The sequence below is a fragment of the Microvirgula aerodenitrificans DSM 15089 genome (genome assembly GCF_000620105.1).
Classification (GTDB): Bacteria; Pseudomonadota; Gammaproteobacteria; order Burkholderiales; family Aquaspirillaceae; genus Microvirgula; species Microvirgula aerodenitrificans.
The window spans coordinates 58,657-75,963 of the sequence record NZ_JHVK01000017.1 but is presented as its reverse complement, the minus strand read 5'-3'; the positions used below and the strand labels follow the sequence as shown (position 1 = coordinate 75,963).

General features: G+C 65.6%; 16 protein-coding genes. 6 read left to right on the top strand and 10 right to left on the bottom strand.

Annotation, left to right across the window (positions count from 1 at the left end; genetic code table 11):
* Positions 1 to 77: 77 nt before the first annotated feature.
* Genes Q352_RS0113860 through Q352_RS0113850 form a run of 3 tightly spaced genes read left to right on the top strand, consistent with a single transcriptional unit; the run spans position 78 to position 2,055 of the window.
* Positions 78 to 962 carry an MBL fold metallo-hydrolase gene (locus tag Q352_RS0113860; protein WP_028499859.1) on the top strand — a complete coding sequence of 295 codons (885 nt, stop codon included), beginning with the start codon at positions 78 to 80 and terminating at the stop codon, positions 960 to 962.
* A gap of 29 nt (positions 963 to 991) precedes the next feature.
* Positions 992 to 1,657, top strand: a complete 666-nt coding sequence (locus Q352_RS0113855) for a DsbA family protein (protein WP_028499858.1) — start codon at positions 992 to 994, stop codon at positions 1,655 to 1,657.
* Complete coding sequence (locus tag Q352_RS0113850) at positions 1,654 to 2,055, top strand: nuclear transport factor 2 family protein (RefSeq protein WP_028499857.1); 402 nt, start codon at positions 1,654 to 1,656, stop codon at positions 2,053 to 2,055. The genes Q352_RS0113855 and Q352_RS0113850 overlap by 4 nt, the downstream gene beginning before the upstream one ends.
* Before the next feature lie 4 nt (positions 2,056 to 2,059).
* Here the strand turns inward: Q352_RS0113850 and Q352_RS23770 are convergent, their stop codons facing one another.
* The gene (locus Q352_RS23770) at positions 2,060 to 2,590 is read right to left on the bottom strand and encodes a hypothetical protein (RefSeq protein WP_028499856.1); all 531 of its coding nucleotides are present in this window, start codon (positions 2,588 to 2,590) and stop codon (positions 2,060 to 2,062) included.
* A complete protein-coding gene (locus Q352_RS0113840) occupies positions 2,587 to 4,458 on the bottom strand; it encodes a methyl-accepting chemotaxis protein (RefSeq protein WP_028499855.1) in 1,872 nt (623 codons plus the stop codon). Before Q352_RS0113840 ends, Q352_RS23770 begins: the two co-directional genes overlap by 4 nt.
* A gap of 440 nt (positions 4,459 to 4,898) precedes the next feature.
* Between Q352_RS0113840 and Q352_RS0113835 the strand changes: the two genes are divergently transcribed.
* Positions 4,899 to 6,533 (top strand): methyl-accepting chemotaxis protein, encoded by a 1,635-nt coding sequence (locus Q352_RS0113835; RefSeq protein ID WP_028499854.1) that lies wholly within the window; start codon positions 4,899 to 4,901, stop codon positions 6,531 to 6,533.
* A gap of 74 nt (positions 6,534 to 6,607) precedes the next feature.
* On the opposite strand, the gene Q352_RS0113830 is transcribed toward Q352_RS0113835, so the two are convergent.
* The 8 genes from Q352_RS0113830 to Q352_RS0113795 all read right to left on the bottom strand — a co-directional run bounded on the left by Q352_RS0113830 (position 6,608) and on the right by Q352_RS0113795 (position 15,789).
* A complete protein-coding gene (locus tag Q352_RS0113830; protein WP_028499853.1) occupies positions 6,608 to 7,750 on the bottom strand; it encodes an ABC transporter permease in 1,143 nt (380 codons plus the stop codon).
* Positions 7,747 to 8,901 carry an ABC transporter permease gene (locus tag Q352_RS0113825; protein WP_028499852.1) on the bottom strand — a complete coding sequence of 385 codons (1,155 nt, stop codon included), beginning with the start codon at positions 8,899 to 8,901 and terminating at the stop codon, positions 7,747 to 7,749. Before Q352_RS0113825 ends, Q352_RS0113830 begins: the two co-directional genes overlap by 4 nt.
* Positions 8,898 to 10,844 carry an ATP-binding cassette domain-containing protein gene (locus tag Q352_RS0113820; protein WP_028499851.1) on the bottom strand — a complete coding sequence of 649 codons (1,947 nt, stop codon included), beginning with the start codon at positions 10,842 to 10,844 and terminating at the stop codon, positions 8,898 to 8,900. Before Q352_RS0113820 ends, Q352_RS0113825 begins: the two co-directional genes overlap by 4 nt.
* Positions 10,823 to 11,887, bottom strand: a complete 1,065-nt coding sequence (locus Q352_RS0113815) for an HlyD family secretion protein (RefSeq protein ID WP_028499850.1) — start codon at positions 11,885 to 11,887, stop codon at positions 10,823 to 10,825. The genes Q352_RS0113820 and Q352_RS0113815 overlap by 22 nt, the downstream gene beginning before the upstream one ends.
* Positions 11,888 to 11,936: 49 nt before the next feature.
* Positions 11,937 to 13,241, bottom strand: coding sequence for a TolC family protein (locus Q352_RS0113810; RefSeq protein ID WP_107888483.1), 1,305 nt, complete (start codon positions 13,239 to 13,241; stop codon positions 11,937 to 11,939).
* 129 nt (positions 13,242 to 13,370) lie between these two features.
* Positions 13,371 to 13,580 (bottom strand): hypothetical protein, encoded by a 210-nt coding sequence (locus tag Q352_RS0113805; protein ID WP_036386396.1) that lies wholly within the window; start codon positions 13,578 to 13,580, stop codon positions 13,371 to 13,373.
* Between the two features lie 211 nt (positions 13,581 to 13,791).
* Complete coding sequence (locus Q352_RS0113800; protein WP_028499847.1) at positions 13,792 to 15,099, bottom strand: ATP-binding protein; 1,308 nt, start codon at positions 15,097 to 15,099, stop codon at positions 13,792 to 13,794.
* A 3-nt stretch (positions 15,100 to 15,102) separates the two neighbouring features.
* Entirely contained in the window at positions 15,103 to 15,789 is a 687-nt protein-coding gene (locus tag Q352_RS0113795) for a response regulator (RefSeq protein ID WP_028499846.1), read from the bottom strand.
* A gap of 189 nt (positions 15,790 to 15,978) precedes the next feature.
* On the opposite strand from Q352_RS0113795, the gene Q352_RS21205 reads away from it, so the two are divergent.
* Together Q352_RS21205 and Q352_RS0113785 are read left to right on the top strand one after the other, a co-directional pair.
* Positions 15,979 to 16,806, top strand: coding sequence for an alpha/beta hydrolase (locus Q352_RS21205; RefSeq protein ID WP_051528972.1), 828 nt, complete (start codon positions 15,979 to 15,981; stop codon positions 16,804 to 16,806).
* 290 nt (positions 16,807 to 17,096) lie between these two features.
* Positions 17,097 to 17,306 (top strand): YegP family protein, encoded by a 210-nt coding sequence (locus Q352_RS0113785; protein WP_233495277.1) that lies wholly within the window; start codon positions 17,097 to 17,099, stop codon positions 17,304 to 17,306.
* Position 17,307 lies beyond the last annotated feature (1 nt).

The following is a 17,307-nucleotide window of genomic DNA, read 5'->3' as shown; positions in this document are numbered from 1 at the left end:
TTGCATTTTAGCCGGTTTTTCCAGCGCCGATTGCAACCTATCCTGCAGCCATTCCCACCCGATACAGGATTTGCCCCATGTTCAAGCTCTCGCTGCGCCAGCTGACCGCCGCTGCCGTCACCGCCGCCCTGACCGCCCCTGCCCTGGCCGCCGCGCCGCTGAAACTCGAGGTCTACAATCCCGGCGAACGCAGCGTGTTCCCGGTCTCGTCCGAACTGGTGACCGGCAAGACCGAAGCGGTGCTGATCGATGCCCAGTTCCAGCGCAATGACGCCGAGGCACTGGTTGAACGCATCAAGGCCAGCGGCAAGAAGCTGACCACCATCTATATCAGCCATTCCGACCCGGACTTCTATTTCGGGCTCGACGTGCTGCATGCGGCTTTTCCGGACGCGAAAGTCGTCGCCACCCCGCAGACGGTCGCCGCAATCCGCGCCAGCAAGGATGGCAAGCTCGCCTACTGGGGTCCGATCCTGAAGGACAACGCGCCGAAGTCGCTAGTGGTCCCGGAGGCCCTGCCGGGCGACACGCTGAAAGTCGACGGCCAGCGCCTTGAAATCCGTGGTCTGAAGGGACCGGCTCCCGAGCGGACCTTTGTCTGGATTCCGTCGCTGAAGGCCGTGGTCGGCGGCGTGCTGGTGTCCGGCAATATGCATGTATGGACGGCCGATACCCGGACCCCGGCCGAACGCGCCAGCTGGCAGACTGCGCTGGCCGATATCGGCGCCCTGCGTCCGGCCAGAGTGGTGCCCGGTCATTTCCTGCCCGGCAGCCCGCAGACGCTGGCCCCGGTCAGATTTACCAGTGACTATCTGAAAGTGCTGGAACGCGAACTGCCGCAGGCAAAGGATGCCGCTGCACTGACCGCCGCCATGCAGAAGCACTACCCGCAGCTGAAAGGGGTCGAGGATCTGAGCCTGAGCGCCAAAGTGCTCAAGGGTGAAATGGCCTGGCCGCAATAACTCGTTATCCCGGAACCGGAGTCCCATTCATGCAAAACGCGACCCTGCACTATATTTTCGATCCGCTGTGCGGCTGGTGCCATGGCGCCGCGCCGCTGGTTGACGCCGCCCGCACCGTGCCCGGCCTGCGCGTGGTCTTCCACGCCGGCGGCATGCTGACCTGGGCCAGCCGGCGCGCGGTCACGCCACAGTGGCGCGATTACGTGCGCCCGCACGACCAGCGCATCTCGGCGCTGACCGGCCAGCCGTTCGGCAGCGCCTACACGGACGGACTGCTCTGCGACACCTCGGCGGTACTCGATTCCGAACCACCGACCACCGCCATCCTCGCCTCCGAGGCACTGGCCGGCCGCGGGCTGGATCTGCTGCGTCGGCTGCAGCAGGCGCACTACGTGGAAGGACGGCGGATTGCCGATACCGACGTCCTGCAGGCCATGGCGATCGACATCGGTCTGGATGGCGTGGCGTTCGACGCCGAATACCGGCGTCAGGCCGGCCCGGCGACACAGGCGCATATCGCCGACAGCCGCGCCTGGCTGGCGCGGGTCGGCGGCCAGGGCTTCCCGACCTTTGCCCTGGAACAGACAGACGGCCGGATCACGCTGCTGGACATCGGCCGCCATCCTGGCCAGCCGCAGGCCTGGCGCAACGCGCTGGTCACGGCGCTGTCCCACAGCGAAGGAGAACAGGCATGAACGACCGCATGAGCAACCTCGACATTGTACGCGCCACCTATTCTGGCAACGCGGCCGACAACGGCCGTCACCTGCGGGCAGCGCTGGCCGCAGATGCCGAGTGGACCGAGGCCGCCGGTTTCCCGTACGCCGGCACCTATATCGGTCCCGACGACATCCTGCGCAACGTGCATGAACGTCTGGCCCGCGAATGGGACGGCTATCGCGCCGGGGCCGACCAGTTCCACGACGCCGGCGAGCACATCATCGCCCACGGTTTCTACCACGGCACGTATCGCGCGACAGGCAGGGCCTTCACCGCGGCCTTTGCGCATATCCATACGCTGCGTGACGGCCGCATCGTCAAATTCGTCCAGGTGGTCGACAGCGCAAAGGTATGGGAGGCCATGCGCGACTGAGCGCTCAGTCGATGGCGATGCGTTCCTGCGGCGCCACCGACAGCGAGATGTCGCACTGCTCGTCCCCGCTGTAGTAGACGGTGCGCCCGGCCGGATCGGTCACACCCTCGTACTGCTCGCCCGGCTTGCAGCCGGTGATCAGGTAACGCTGACCGGCGATCGGCCGCGAGGGCCGGCCACTGTCGCTCAGCTCGAAGAAGGTACCGAAGTTGCCGACGCCATGGCGCAGCAGCAGCACGTGGTCGCCGTTGTCGGGCGCGTCCAGCTGCAGGGTATCGGTACGGCCAAGCGCATCGGTCGTGCCTTCAGCCACGCTGTCGGTAATCAGGTTCACGCCCGGCGGAGCGGACAGGATATGGCGTTCGCCAAAGGTCAGCCGGTATGGCGTGCGTGCCGCCGGTTTTCCGGTTTCCGGCTGGATCAGCACGAAGGACACCGGCACCCCCGGGCTTCCCCCCGGGGGCGCCGGCGTGCCCGCGCACGCCGTCACCAGCGCCAGCAGGCTGGCGAGGGCCACAAGGCGCGGGCCGCTCACAGGCGGAACTGCCCGACCAGCGACTTCAGTTCGCGACCGCGCTCCGCCAGCTGGTGAATGGTCCTGACCACCGATTCGACGTGAGTGCTGGTCTGCTGGGCGGCGACATTGATGTGCTCGGCACTGCGCGCCATGTCACTGGTCGCCGTGCTCTGCTCCTTGGTCGATGCGGTGATTTCCTTGATCCGCGCCACCACTTCGTCGGTGCTGAGCCGGATCTCTTCGATCTTGCCGGCGGCTTCCTGCGACGAACCGACGCTGGATTCGACCCGGCTGTGCGTGGCCTGTGCAAAGTCGATCGCCTGCTGGGTCTGCACCGCCATCTTGTCGATCATGCGCGAGATTTCGACCGTGGCATTGGCCGAGTGCTCGGCCAGCTTGCGCACTTCGTCGGCCACCACGGCGAAGCCGCGGCCCTGTTCGCCGGCCCGCGCCGCTTCGATCGCCGCGTTCAGCGCCAGCAGATTGGTCTGGTCGGCAATGCTGTGAATCACGTTGACGATGCCGCGGATCTCTTCGGACTGGCTGGCCAGCCCGCTCATCGCATCCTGCAGTTTGCCGACCGTCTCCACCACCATGCCGATTTCCTGCGCCACGCTGTTCATCAGCTCGTGCGATTCGACCGAACGCTGGTTCGACTGCAGCACCAGGGCATCGGTTTCTTCCGCATGGTCGGCGATATGATTGATGCTGACGGTGATTTCCTCGATCGTCGCTGCCGTCGACGAAATTTCCTCGGTCTGGTTGCGCGAATCGCTGGCGATCTGGTCGGCCGCGCCATTCAGGTTCTGGACATCGGCCGCCATGTCTTCGGCATGGCTGCGCACGGTCACGAACATGTCATGCAGTGTTCCCATGAACTCGTTGAACGCGGTCGCGATCTGGCCGACCTCATCCTGGCTCCTGACCGGCAGCTTGACCGTCAGGTCGCCCTGACCGGACGCCACGCTGCGCATGGTGTCGCGCAGCACGCCCAGCCCGGCCATCATCCGCGTCACGCCGACGAATACCACCAGCGCCGCCAGCAGCAGACCACCGAGCACCAGGCCGAGCAGCAGCCCGACGGTCGCATGGACTTCGGCCGTCGCGGCTGCCATCGGCACCATCACGCCGAGATACCAGCCGGTCTTGCCGACCGGACGCAGGCTGCTCAGAAAGTGTTCGCCGTTCAGTTCGATGTCCTGGTACGAGCCGTCCTTGCTGGCGGCGGCGAAGTCATAACCCGGCACGACTTCGCTGATTTTCTTCAGCCCGGAGTCCTTCTGCGGGTGGGCAATCACCAGCCCGTCCTCGGTGACCAGAAAGGCGTAGCCGTCACCGGGCAATTTGGCGGTCGTGACTTCGTCCACCACGCGCTGCAGCGTCACGTCGGCGCCGGCAACGGCGATGACCTTGCCGTTTTCGCGTCGGGCCTGGGCAAAGGTAATGATCGGGCGCTTGGTCGCGGCGTCAATATAAGGTGCGGTCGCGATGGGTCCCTGCGCGGCAATCGCCGCTACATACCACGGTCGCCCGGTCGGATCGTAGCCGGGGGGAACCGGCGGCGTCTTGCTGGACTGGGTCATGGTCTTGTCGGGCTGGCCGACGTAGGCATCGTCGAAATGGCCGGCTTCCAGCGTCTGGTCGAGCACCGGATGCAGGTCGCCCTGGCCGAAGCGCGCCAGCGTCGCCGCCATCACCTGCTGGCGGGAATTGACCCACTCGGTGACAAAACTGACCTTGTTGCTGGCTGCCTGGTCGATCTCGCCATGCACGCTGGACAGCAGCGCGCTGCTCATCTTGCTGTAGACGACCACGCAAAAGAGGATGGACAGCAGCGTTATGATCAGAATGACAAACGCAACCATTCTGCTGCGCAGAGACTTCATCGGAGTTTCCTCGTTCGTGATGCGGAGCGCCGGACCCGGCCTCCATCAACTTGTCAAACCAGTGCGTTGTCTCCCTCCCGGCCGGGACGCGGGTTCCTGCCGGAAACACGGGTCCGCGGTTGCGACGTGAGGAAGGCGCTCACTGTGCCGCTATATCGGCACAGACAACTCATTTATGAATAAAAATGAATTTTGAATATGATCTCATTGTTATGACCGGATTGCCACGCCGGAGGACGACGGCGGGCCCGGATGCCCCGCGTCTGCTGGGCAAACGCCTTGCCGGGGCAACGCCCCATCTGCGCCAGACTCTCCCCCCGGCACAGGAAAATGACACATTTATTTATCCATTCGTTTAGAATGGTCATTCAAATAACATAAAAATATATAACAACAAACCACATAGAAATATTTAAGTGGCATTTACCGGAGAACCCTCAATGCAAGCACTGCGCATCGGCCATCGGCTGTTCGTCGCCTTTTCATGTCTGGGCGGGATGGTCATCCTGCTGTCCATCCTGTTGTTCGGCGAATTGAACGCGCTGCGATCGAGCATTTCGACCATCGCGGACGACCATGTGGAGGCCGGTCGCCTGCTGACCGACCTCAATACCCGCTTGCAGATGCAGCGCACGCTGTACCGTGACGTGATGCTCGGTCGCACGCCGGAAGAAAAGAAGAACGCCGCCGACCAGTTGCAGGCGCAGCTGGCCAGCTACCGCGAACAACAGGCCAGCCTGGTCACCCGCATCGGTCAGCGCGCCGGCAGCAGCGACAAGCAGCGCGAACTGGTGGACCTGGTGGTCGCACAGGAAAAGCGCGCCGCGCCCCTGATCGACAAGCTGGTCGCCGCCGGGCTGGCCAACGACATCGATCAGTGGAAAGCCATCATGAAAGACGATGTCGTGCCGGCAGTCAGACCGTGGCGCGAGGCGCTGGAGCAGCTCGCGGTGCTGGAAAACCAGCAATTGGAAGAAGCCAGCGCGCGCGGCCTGAAAGCCTATAACGAGGCGGTCATCCTGTGTGCCGTGGCCACGTCGGCCGTGGTGCTGATCGGCGCCTTCCTCGCCTGGGCCATCACCCGCAGCATTACCGTGCCGCTGCAGCAGGCGATGCGGGTGGCCGATGCGGTCGCGGCCGGCAATCTGAGCGTGGCGGTGCCAAAGGGAGGACGCGATGAAACCGGCCGCCTGCTGGCCGCACTGGACAGCATGACCCGGCAACTGACGCGCTCGGTCACCACCGTGCATGACAGTGCCGGCGAGGTGAAGGCAGTGGCCAGGGAACTGGCAAGCACGGCCAGCCAGGTGCTGGATGCCTCGGCGGCGCAGACCAGTGCGGCAGTGACTTCGGCCAGTTCGGTCGAGGAGCTGACCGGCAGCATCGGCGCCGTCGCCACCGCCGCCACCAGCCTGCATGCGTCGGCCACGGAAACACTCAGCTCGGCACGAATCGGCAGCGAACGGCTGGCCTCGCTGGTCGAGCAGGTCTACGAGGCGGAACGCACGGTGGAGGCGATTGCCGAAACCGCCCAGCACTTCCTGTCCAACAGCCGCAAGATCTCGTCGATGACCGGCGATGTCCGCGATATCGCCGACCAGACCAATCTGCTGGCGCTGAACGCCGCGATCGAGGCGGCGCGGGCCGGTGAGCAGGGCCGCGGCTTTGCCGTGGTGGCCGATGAAGTGCGCAAGCTGGCGGAAAAGTCGGCCAGTTCGGCGGACGAGATCAACCGCATCACCACCGCCATCCATACCCAGACCGAAGAGCTGGAAAAGACCATTGCCCATGGTCTGGAGTCGCTGGCCAACAGCCGCGGTTTCGTCGAGTCGGTAGCGGAAGTGCTGCGCGACGGCGAGCAGGTCGCCAGCCGCAACGAGGGCGACTGTCACCATATCGCCGTGTCGGTCGACCAGCAGAAGGTCGCCAGCCAGGAAGTGGCGCAGCATCTGGAATCGGTCGCCCAGATCGCCGAGCGCAACATGCTCGACGTGCACCGGGTTGCCGAGCACTCGCAGCGCATGGCCGAACTGGCCAACCAGCTGGATGCCAGCGTGGCGGCGTTCAGGATCTAGCAGACGGGCGCAAGGACAATGGCGGTGGGCCGGACCGGTCCACCGCCATTTTCATGTCGACGCAGCGCCTGCCGCTACCCGAACTGGCGGCGGAAGCGGTACAGCCCGAAGCCGAACACCACCACGCCGATGCCGAGCATGCCGGCGATCGAGCGCCACAGTTCCTGCGCGCCCTGCCCTTTCAGCAAGACGCCGAACGAGGCGTCGAGGAAGTAGTGCAGCGGCGACACCTTCATCAGCTCGGCCAGCCAGTACGGCAGCGCTTCCGGCGGCGTCCAGGTACCGGACAGGAACAGCACCGGAGCGAGGATCAGGATCGACAGCATCGCCGCCTGGGCCAGATTGCGCGCCACCGTGGCCACGAACAGGCCGAGGCCGGCAGTGGTGAAGGTGTACAGCGCGGTCAGCGCAAAGAACAGGGCCGCGCTGCCATGGATCGGCACGTCGAACAGCGGCACCAGCACCCCGTACAGCGCCAGTACCGCGCCGGCGACGATGACTGTGGTCATCGCCAGCACCTTGGGCAGCAGGATCTGCACCGACGACAGCGGACTGACCAGCAACTGCTCGATGGTGCCGCGCTCCTTTTCGCGCACCATCGCCGCCGCCGGCAGCAGGATGGCGAACACGGTGACGATATTCAGCAGTTCGGCAATGCCCATGAACCAGCTGTCGTTCTGGTCCTGGTTGAACCAGACCCGGAATTCGTTGCTGACGGTCGGCAGCTCGCCGCCACCGCCCAGTCCGAGCCGCGCCATCGCCTGCTCCAGACCGAAGGCACCGACGATGCGCGCGCCATAACTGGCGGCCATGAAACCGAGCACCGAGTTGGTGGTATCCACCTGCATCTGCACCGAGGTCTGGCGACCATTGGCCAGATCGGCCTCGAAGTTCGGCGGAATGTCGAGCGCAATCATTGCCTTGCCATTGTCCAGCTCGCGCTGGGCGTCGTCCGAGCGGCGCGGCACGCCGTCCTGGCGGAAGTATGGCGGCTGGAAACGCGACGCCAGCTCGCGCGAGGTCGCGCTGCGGTCGCTGTCGACCAGCACCGTCGCCGCATTGCTCAACTGCATGGTGACGCCGGACGCGGCAAGGAAAATGTCGACGGTAAAGGCGTAGACGATAAAGGCGAGCAGAATGCGGTCGCGCCCAAGCTGGCGCATTTCCTTTTCCGCCATCACCACCAGCCGCCAGATCCAGATACGCAGCGCTCTCATGTCGATGGCCTCTTGCTGAACAGGGCGTAGCCGGCGCCGAACAGCAGCAGCGCGTACACGGTCAGGATCAGCAGATCCGGCCACAGCGCCGCGAAGCCGACCCCCTTGAGGAAGCAGCCGACCACGATATTGGTGTAGTACTGCGCCGGCAGCAGATCGGCCGCCACCCGCGCGGCACTGCCCAGCGAGGCGACCGGAATGATCAGGCCGGAGTACAGCACCGCCGGAATCATGGTCACGATCATGGTCACGATCATCGCCGCCATCTGCGTGCGCACCAGTACCGATACCACCAGACCGATGCCGGTGGTGCAGATCACGTAGATCAGTGTCGAGAACAGGAAGAACGCAAACGAGCCCTTGAATGGCACCTGGTACAGCAGGACCGCCATCAGCCACAGGATGACGATATTCAGCGACGAGATGCCGACATACGGCGCCAGCTTGCCGATCAGGAACTCGCCGCGGCTGACATTGGACGCATAGATATTGAAGATCGACCCGTTCTCCTTCTCGCGCACCACACCGAGCGCGGTCAGGAACGGTGGCGACAGCATCAGGATCAGCATGATCAGTTTCGGCCCCAGCGACCAGATGCTGACCACCCGCTCGTTGTACAGATAGCGTGTTTCCAGCCGTATCGGCTGCAGCAGCGCACGGGCGTCGGCCTCGCCGATGCCGCGCGAGGCACCGAGCAGCTCGACCAGCCGGTCACTGGTCGCATTGGCGTTGATGGCGGTCAGATAGCCCTTGATGGTCAGTGCGCGGCTCGGGAACGTGCCGTCGACCCAGGTCTGCACCGACACGGCGCGCCCGGCGGCCATGTCCTGGCCGAAGCCGGGCGGGATCACCAGCGCCGCACGGACCTCGCCGCGGGCGATCTGCTCGCCGACCGCACGTTCGTCCAGCGTGCCGCCGATCAGGTCGAAATACGGCGTCGCGGTATAGCGCGCAATGTAGTCGCGACTGGCAGCACTGCGGTCGTAGTCGATGACCTTCATCGGCACGTGCTCGACGTCGAACGACAGCCCGTAGCCGAACAGCACCATCAGCAGCGCCGGCACGACAAAGGCCAGCGCAAAGAACAGCCGGTCGCGAACGATCTCGCGCCATTCCTTGTAGGCGACGGCGACAATGCGCTGGCGGTTCATGTCCTCGCTCCTTCAAGCCGGGTGACCAGATGGACGAACACATCCTCCATCGACACCGGCCGCACCCGCACCGAGGCCTGCGGCAGGCGCTCGCGCAGCCGGCGGCCGTCGGTAGTCGCATCGCGGCTGAAAGCGTGGATTTTCGGGCCGTACAGCGCCGCGTCGGCGAAGCCGAGTTCGCGTACCACCGCCAGTGCATCGGCCGGTGCCGGGTCGGTGATCTCCAGCAATTCACCGGCCTCGCGGGTCAGGTCGGCCTTGAGCCCGGCCGGGCTGTCGTCGGCGACGACCCGGCCGGCGAACATCAGCGAAATATGGTCGCAGTGCTCGGCCTCGCTCATGTAGTGGGTAGTGACCAGGATGGCCACGCCGTCGACGCGCGACAGCCGGAACAGGATGTCCCAGAACTGGCGCCGCCCGACCGGGTCGACCCCCGAGGTCGGCTCGTCGAGAAACAGCACCTGCGGCTTGTGCACCAGCGCGCAGCCAAGCGCCAGCCGCTGGCGCAGGCCCATCGGCAGGTCGGCGGCCAGCATGGTCTGGTAGCCGTGCAGGCCGGCCATATTGATGATCCAGTCCAGCCGTTCGGCGGTCTGCACCCGGTCCAGCCCGTAGATGCCGGCGTACAGCCGGATGTTCTCGGCCACGGTCAGGTCCAGGTACAGCGAAAACGCCTGCGACATGTAGCCGATGCGTTCCTTGATCTGCCGCCCGGCGCTGCGCATGTCGGCGCCGGCGACCGCGCCGGAGCCGGCCGATGGCGGCATGATGCCGCACAGCATCTTGATGACCGTGGTCTTGCCGGCGCCATTGGCCCCCAGCAGTCCGAAGATTTCGCCCTGCGGCACGCTGAAACTGACCGCATCGACGGCACGGAATTCACCGAAATCACGCGTCAGCGCATCGGCAGCAATGGCGATGCCTTCCGGCCGCGCCCCCCGCGTACCGGCCGGTGCGGCCTCGCCGTCGCCCAGATCGGCCAGCCCGCGCCGGCGCAGCAGCGCCACGAAGATGTCCTCCAGCTCCGGATCGCTGCAGTCGAGCAGTTGTGCCGGCAGGCCGTCCAGTGCGGCCAGCACCTGCTCGCCGGCCGGGCCGGGCCCGGCATCATCGACAAACACCCGCAGCTGCGGCCCGAGTGCCTCGGACTGCGGAAACTGCGGCTTGAGTCGCGCCAGTGCCCCGACCTGATCGTCGCTGGCCAGCGTCACCACCGCGCCGGGGGACAGCGCGTGAATATCGGCCGGCGTGCCCGATGCCAGCACCCGCCCGCCATGCAGCATGGCCATGCGCTGGAAACGGCTGGCCTCGTCGAGATAGGCGGTCGACACCAGTGCGGTAATGCCCTGCTCGTGCAGCAGTTCGGCGAGGATGGTCCAGAAATCGCGCCGCGACACCGGGTCGACCCCGGTGGTCGGTTCGTCGAGAATCACCAGGTCCGGCGCATGGATCAGCGTGCACACCAGACCGAGTTTCTGCTTCATGCCGCCGGACAGCTGCTTCATTGGCCGGTTGCGGAAGCGGTCCAGCCGGGTCATGCCGAGCAGGGTCTTCTTGCGCTCGGCCAGCACGTCGGCCGGCACCAGCCGCAGCCGGGCGAAGAAGTCGATGTTCTCCTCGATCGACAGGTCGCCGTACAGGTTCTGCCCCAGCCCCTGCGGCATCAGCCCGAGCCGGGCCTTGATGGTCTCCGCCGCCCGCTCCGAGTCGATGCGGGTGCCGAACACGTCGATACTGCCGCTGTCGAAGGTCAGCACGCCGGCCACCGCCTTCATCAGGCTGGATTTGCCGGCGCCGTCCGGGCCGATCAGGCCGAAAATCTCGCCCCGGGCGATATCGAGGTCGACGCCATCGACCGCCACGGTCTTGCCATAGCGCTTGCCGAAGCCGCGCAGGGTCACGGCATTGTCGTTCATGGCGGTCACCAGCGCGGTGCCTGCCATTCGACCTTGTCGTCCCAGCGGATCACGGCATCGGCCGGCAGCCCCGGCGTCAGCCGGTGGGTCGGGTTCGCATCCAGCGCCAGTTTGACGGCGTAGACCAGTTTGACCCGCTCGTCCGGCGTCTGTACTTCCTTCGGCGTGAATTCGGCGCGGCTGGCGATAAAGCTGACCCGGGCGCTGAACGGTTCACGCGGGAAGGCATCGGTGTAGATGCGCGCCGGCAGCCCGAGTCTGACCTTGCCGATCTGCTGCTCGGCTACATACACCTTCAGGTACAGCCGGTCGAGGTCGACCAGTTCCAGTACCGGCGAGCCGGCTGCCAGCGTCTCACCCGGCTCGCGCAGCTTGCGGGTAATGGTGCCGCTGCCCGGTGCCTTCAGCGTCAGGTCGTCCAGCACCGACTGCGCTTCGGTCTGTGCGGCCACTGCCTGCGCCTTCTGTGCAGCCAGCGCCGCGACCTCGGCACGTCGTGCCGCTACCTTGTCGCCACCGAGCCTGGCCTGCGCCAGTTGCTGCTCGGCTTCGATCTGCGTGGTGCGCGCCGCCGTGGCGCCCAGCGCCATCTGCTCGGCGCGATGGCGGTCGACCGAGCCCCGCTCCAGCAACTCGGCATAGCGCTGCGCGTCACGGGCCGCCTGCGCCGACGAGGCCGCCGCGCGGTCGCGGGCCGCCGCCGCGGCACTGATGCCGAGCGGCACTTCCTTTTCCAGCACCGCCAGCCCCTGGCGGGCCGCATCCAGTTGCGCGCTGAGCGCGGCCACCGCCGCATCGGCCTGGGCCTTCTTCGCCGCGATCTGGCTGTCGTCAAGCACGGCCAGCACCTGACCGGCCTTGACCGTATCGCCCTCGCCGACCCGCAGCGCCAGCAGCTTGCCGGCAAATTTGCTGGAGATGGCAACCCGGTCACCCTCCAGCCGGCCATTGGCCTGGATCAGCCCGTCGGGCAGACCCGAGTCGCGTTGCGCATACCACAGCGCACCGGCGACCACGAGGATCAGCACGATCAGCGAGGCAGTCAGGATTTTGCGTTTGTCGACGGTCATTCCGTTTCCTTGTCGTCGCGCCCGCGCAGCCATCGCGGGCGGAAGTCGATCAGAGTTGCCCTGCCGCGCGGTTCAGGCGCAGTACGGCGAGGGTATGGTCGTAGCGGGCATTCAGCAGATTGCGGCGCGCATCGGCACGGCGTGCCTGTGCATCCAGCACGTCGCTCTGGGTGGCCAGGCCGTTGGCGTAGCGGTCACGCTGGATCGCCAGGCTCTCGTCAGCCAGTGCCACGCCGCTCTGCGCCACGCCGCGCCGCGCATCGGCCTCGATCTCCAGCGACCAGGCCTGCTGGACCTGCAGCGCGATCGCACTCTCGGCATCGGCCTTCAGGTCGGCGGCGCGTGCGGCCTGACGCTCGCTGGCGGCAGCGCGGTTGCGCACCAGCCCGCCGTCGAACAGCGTCCAGCTCACTGCCACGCCGACAGCGTTGATGTGCTCATTGACCAGGTAGGGGTTCTGAACATACAGGTGTTTGGCGAACAGGCCGACTTGCGGCCCGGCATCGCCGCGCTGGCTTTTCGCCTGCGCGGTCAGCGCGCGACGGGTGGCGTCGAGCTGTTGCAGCTCATCGCGTTTCAGCGCCGCATCGCGCTGCCATTCAAGCAGCGAGCGCTGCGGTCGCGGCAGATCCATGTCCTGCAGCGACACCGGCTGCTGCAGCGGCCGGTCCAGCAGCCGGTTGTAGGCCGCGCGGGACAGCGACACGCGGTTGTCGGCCTGGATGCGCCGCTGGCGGGCATCGGCCAGCGCGACATCGACCTGCAGCAGGTCGGCGCGGGCGACCAGGCCCTTGTCGAGCAGGGCCTGCACGTCGCGACGATGGTGTTCCAGGCTGTCGACATACTGCCGCGCCACCTCTTGCGCCGCATCGGCGCGCAGCACGTCGAGATAGGCTTCCGCCACCGACAGCTTGACGTCGAGCCGCTCACGACCTTCGTCGGCGCGCGCCGCATCGAGGCCGGCCTCGGCGGCACGAATGCCATTGCTGATCTTGCCGCTGGTATACAGCGGCTGGGTAATGCCGGCCTGGCCGACCCAGCCATGGTCGTCGGCAATCGGCAGGGTCACGCTGCCCGGCAGCGGCAGGCCGACCGACGACATGCTGTTGCGCACGGAAGGGGCATTGTCGAGTGCGTAGTAGGACGCATCGATCGACAGGGTCGGCAGACGCGTCGCCCTGGCGCTGTCCAGCTGGCGCTCGGCGGCGGCAGTCGACTCGGACTGGGCCGCCAGCCGGTGATTGGCGGACAGCGCGGCCCGCCAGGCGTCATCAAGGTTTTCAGCGGACACCGCGGGCGGCAAACCGGCCAGAAACAGGGCGGAAGAGAGTAAAACGAATTTCGGGCTCAACACGGACCTTCCTGGCAGTCAGGAACGCAGAACCTTCATCTTAGGTCATTAGCATGACCTTGGGTTGATTTTGGTCAATAGCACATACCTATTACCCGGTTTACCCTCCCGGTCCGGCGGACCGGCGGCGGCCTATTCAGCCGGTGCCGCACCGGGCTGGATCGGCGGATTGGTAATCGGTCCGATGTCGACGGCCCGGGCGCAGGACGCCACGACTTCGCTGTCGTGCCGGACCACGGCACAGCCATTTCCGAATGATGACACGCTGACCTGCCCGTTCTGGTAACTCGCGAACGCGCAGCCGGTCAGCGACAGCGCCAGCAGCACTATCGACGGTTTCATTGTCGTTTTCCCCCGAGACAGGAGCCGGGCGAACGCCGGTCCCTTTTCCTCTCTAGCAGTCGTCCACCGGCAAGCCAAGCGCACGCAGCGGGCGGTGCGGCGGCATGCGACGAATGGCAGGGGCGGTCCGGTTCCCCGCCCGTTTTCTTGCTTCTGCGGATTTTCGCGGCAAATCATGCCATGGTCATTGCCTGCACGGCCGGGCGCCGGATCAGTCGTGCAGCGCACCGGGGCACGCCGGCCACGACAGCGCGAACGACGCACCACCGAGTGCCGACGCGGTCACTACCACCTGACCGCCATGCCATTGCGCGGCACGCTGGACAATGGCCAGACCAAGACCGAAGCCACCGGTGGTCCGGTCACGGCTCTCGTCCAGCCGGGTGAACGGCTCGAAGACGCGGTCGCGCGCCTCGGCCGGAATGCCAGGGCCGTCATCATCGACATGCAGCACATAGCCGTCGGCACAGGCGGCAATGCGCAACTCGACCCGCCGTCCCGCATAGCGGATCGCATTGCGCAGCAGATTGATGGTCGCCCGGCTCATGACTCTGGCATCAAATTCAGCCTGACCGTCCGGGCAGGACACCACCACGCATTCGACGCCACGGGCGGACGCTTCCAGCGCGACCTGCTCGACCAGCGATTCCAGCCAGGCCCGCAGTTCGACCGGCGCCACCGTCAGCGCCGTGCCGCGATGTTCCAGCCGCGCATAGGCCAGCAGCTCCGTGGCCATGTCGTCGAGCTCGCGCACATCACCGACCATCTCCTCGATCAGGGCCAGTCGGGCGACCGGGTCTTCCTCGCGGCGCAGGATGTCGAGTTCGAACGACAGCCGGGCCAGCGGGGTACGGATCTCGTGCGACAGCGCATTGGTCAGGTCGCGCTGGCTGCTGATCAGCCGACCGATGCGCTCGCTCATCTGGTTGAAATGCCGCGCCAGATCACGAATGTTCGAGCGCTTCGACACCCGGGCGCGGGCGCCGAGCTGGCCTTCCCCCACCTGCTGGGCGGCCAGTTTCAGCGCCTGCAGGTCGTGCCACATCGGCTTGACCCAGATAAACAGCACCATGCCGACCATGACCGCCAGTGCCAGATAGACGCCGAACAGCAGCACATCGCTCAGCGCCGGCTCCTGCGGCAGGACCACACGCAGCCATTGCGGCTTGCCCTCGCCGGCCAGCGGCACCAGGTACTCCGCAAATTCGTCGCGCGGGACGAAACGGCCGGCACGCAGTTCTGCCCGCTCGTCGGCACTGGCCGGGAAAGTGTCGGCATCGACCAGCGACAGTGACAGACCGTAATGCGGCTGCAGTTCACGCCGGAAAGCCTCGCGCTGCGACGGGGCACGCTGCTCGAATTCCTGCTGCAGCGAATACAGCTGGCCGCGCACCGCCTCGCGGTTGAACTGCTCGACATACGGCGCAAAGTAGGCGTTGGCCGCCTTGTCGATCAGCAGCAAGGACGCGGCGAAACCGAGCGTCAGCAACAGGTACAGCCGCAGGAAAAACTTCAGCATGCGTCAGACACCCCAGTCCGGGGTGCTGAACAGATAGCCCCGTCCCCAGACGGTCTTGATCCGGCGCGGATCGCGCGGATCGTCATTCAGTTTGCGTCGCAGCTTGCTGACGCAAACGTCCACGCTGCGGTCCAGACCGTTGAAATCGATGCCCCGCACCAGGTTCATGATGTCGTCACGCGACAGCACCTGGCCGGCATGGCTGGCCAGCGCCCACAGGGTCTCGAATTCGACCGTGCTCAGCTCCACCTCGCCGCCGTCCAGCACGACCACGCGCTTGCCGCGGTCGATGGTCAGCGGCCCGAAGCGCAGGCAATCGGCCACGGCCATCGACGGCCGGCGCAGCAGCGCACGGATGCGAGCCAGCAATACCGGCGGTTCCACCGGTTTGATCACATAGTCGTCGGCACCGGACTCCAGACCCAGAATCTGGTCGACATCTTCTTCGCGCGCGGTCTGCATCAGGATCGGCGTCATCGAAAAGCTGCGCACGTCGCGGCAGACCTGCAGTCCGTCCCGTCCCGGCAGCATCAGGTCGAGCACGATCAGGTCAGGCGCAAAACGCCGGCAGGCTTCGGTCGCCTCATCACCGCGGTGGCATTCCGCCACCTCGAAGCCGTGTTGTTCGAGAAACCGGCCCATCAGCCGGGCCAGTTTGAGATCGTCCTCGACGATCAGGATTTTGCCCATATCCACTATCTGCCGCGACGGCATTCATAAAGCTGCAATTGGAAATCACGTTACTGGCAGGCCTGCATCAGCGTCAACGCCACAATTGTCATTTTCATAGTTTTTAACAATTCACATACAGGTTCGTCACAAGCCTGACCCCGGCGACTTTTATCATGGCTCATTCATCACTCCGGCAAGGATTCTTCCATGCTGCCGATCACGGCTCCCGCCTGCGCTCCCGTTGGCGTACTGCTCGTCCATGGACTGGGCGGGACGGAGTTCGATCTTGGCGCGGTCTACAAGGCACTGCGCCAGACCGGCGTCGACACCCATACCCTGACCCTGCCCGGCCACGGCCTGCAGCCGGAAGACCTGCTCGGCATCACCGCCGAGGACTGGGTCGAGGCCGTGAGTGCGACCTATCGCGAGCTGCTGCCGCGCTACCGGACTTTGCATCTGGTCGGCATGTGTCTGGGCGCCCTGCTGGTGATCGAAGTCGCCAAACGCGAACACCATCACAACGGCAATCTGGTCGCCCTGGCGCCGCCGGTGTTCATCGATGGCTGGTCGATGCCGTGGTATCGCGCGTTGCGCCATCTGGTCTATCGCCTGCCGGGCGGACTCGCCAACCGGATGCGGGTGGTCGAGGCAGAGCCGTTCGGCGTCAAGAATGCCCGCATCCGCCGCATGGTCTGCCAGCAGTTCGCACAGAATCATCCGTTCCATTACGGCTGGATTCCGCTGTCGTGCATCCGCCAGGTCGACCGGCTGCGCGGCTGGGTCAAGCGTTCGCTGGCCGATATCCGCAGCCCGACCCTGATCATCCACTCGCGCGAGGATGAACTGACCAGCCTGCGCTCGGCCGAGCTGCTGGTCCGTCGCATCGGCGCGCAGACGGCGCGGATGGATGTGCTTGAAAACAGCTATCACATGATCTGTGTCGACAATGACCGCCATCTGGTCGCCAGAAAAGTTCTCGCCCATCTCGGTCTCGGCCTGGCCGCGCAGCCGGTCGCCGAACAAGCCTGCGCCTGAACGCTGCCCGGCCGGCAAGGCCGCTGCGGAGCGGGCCAGCCATGCCACTACGGCATGCAAACGCCATCAAAAAATGACAAAAGAAAACCTGATACCGTAAAATCGTGCCCTGGGAATGCCGGATGCATCATTTCCGGGCTGCCGACGCTCAGATTTGCTCAGTTCCAGCCCTGACATTTTTATTACAGTCACGGCCGCTCACCGAGTCTGGCCCCTCGGCCCGCCGCACCATCGACCCGCCGGCACAGTCCCGGCCGCCATCTGGCGGACCTGTCCTGAAACCCGAAATCATGGGAGCTGCTATGTACTTCGTGATGTACAAGGATCAGATGGGCGACTGGCGCTGGCGCCTGCTGGCAGAGGATCACCAGATCGTCGCCGACTCCGGCGAAGGCTACCGGAACAAGGGGGATTGCCAGCATGGCATCAGACTGGTCAAGAGCACACTGTCTGCCACGCCGGTAATCGAGCGCGAAGACGCGCTCTGCCTGGACGCCTGAG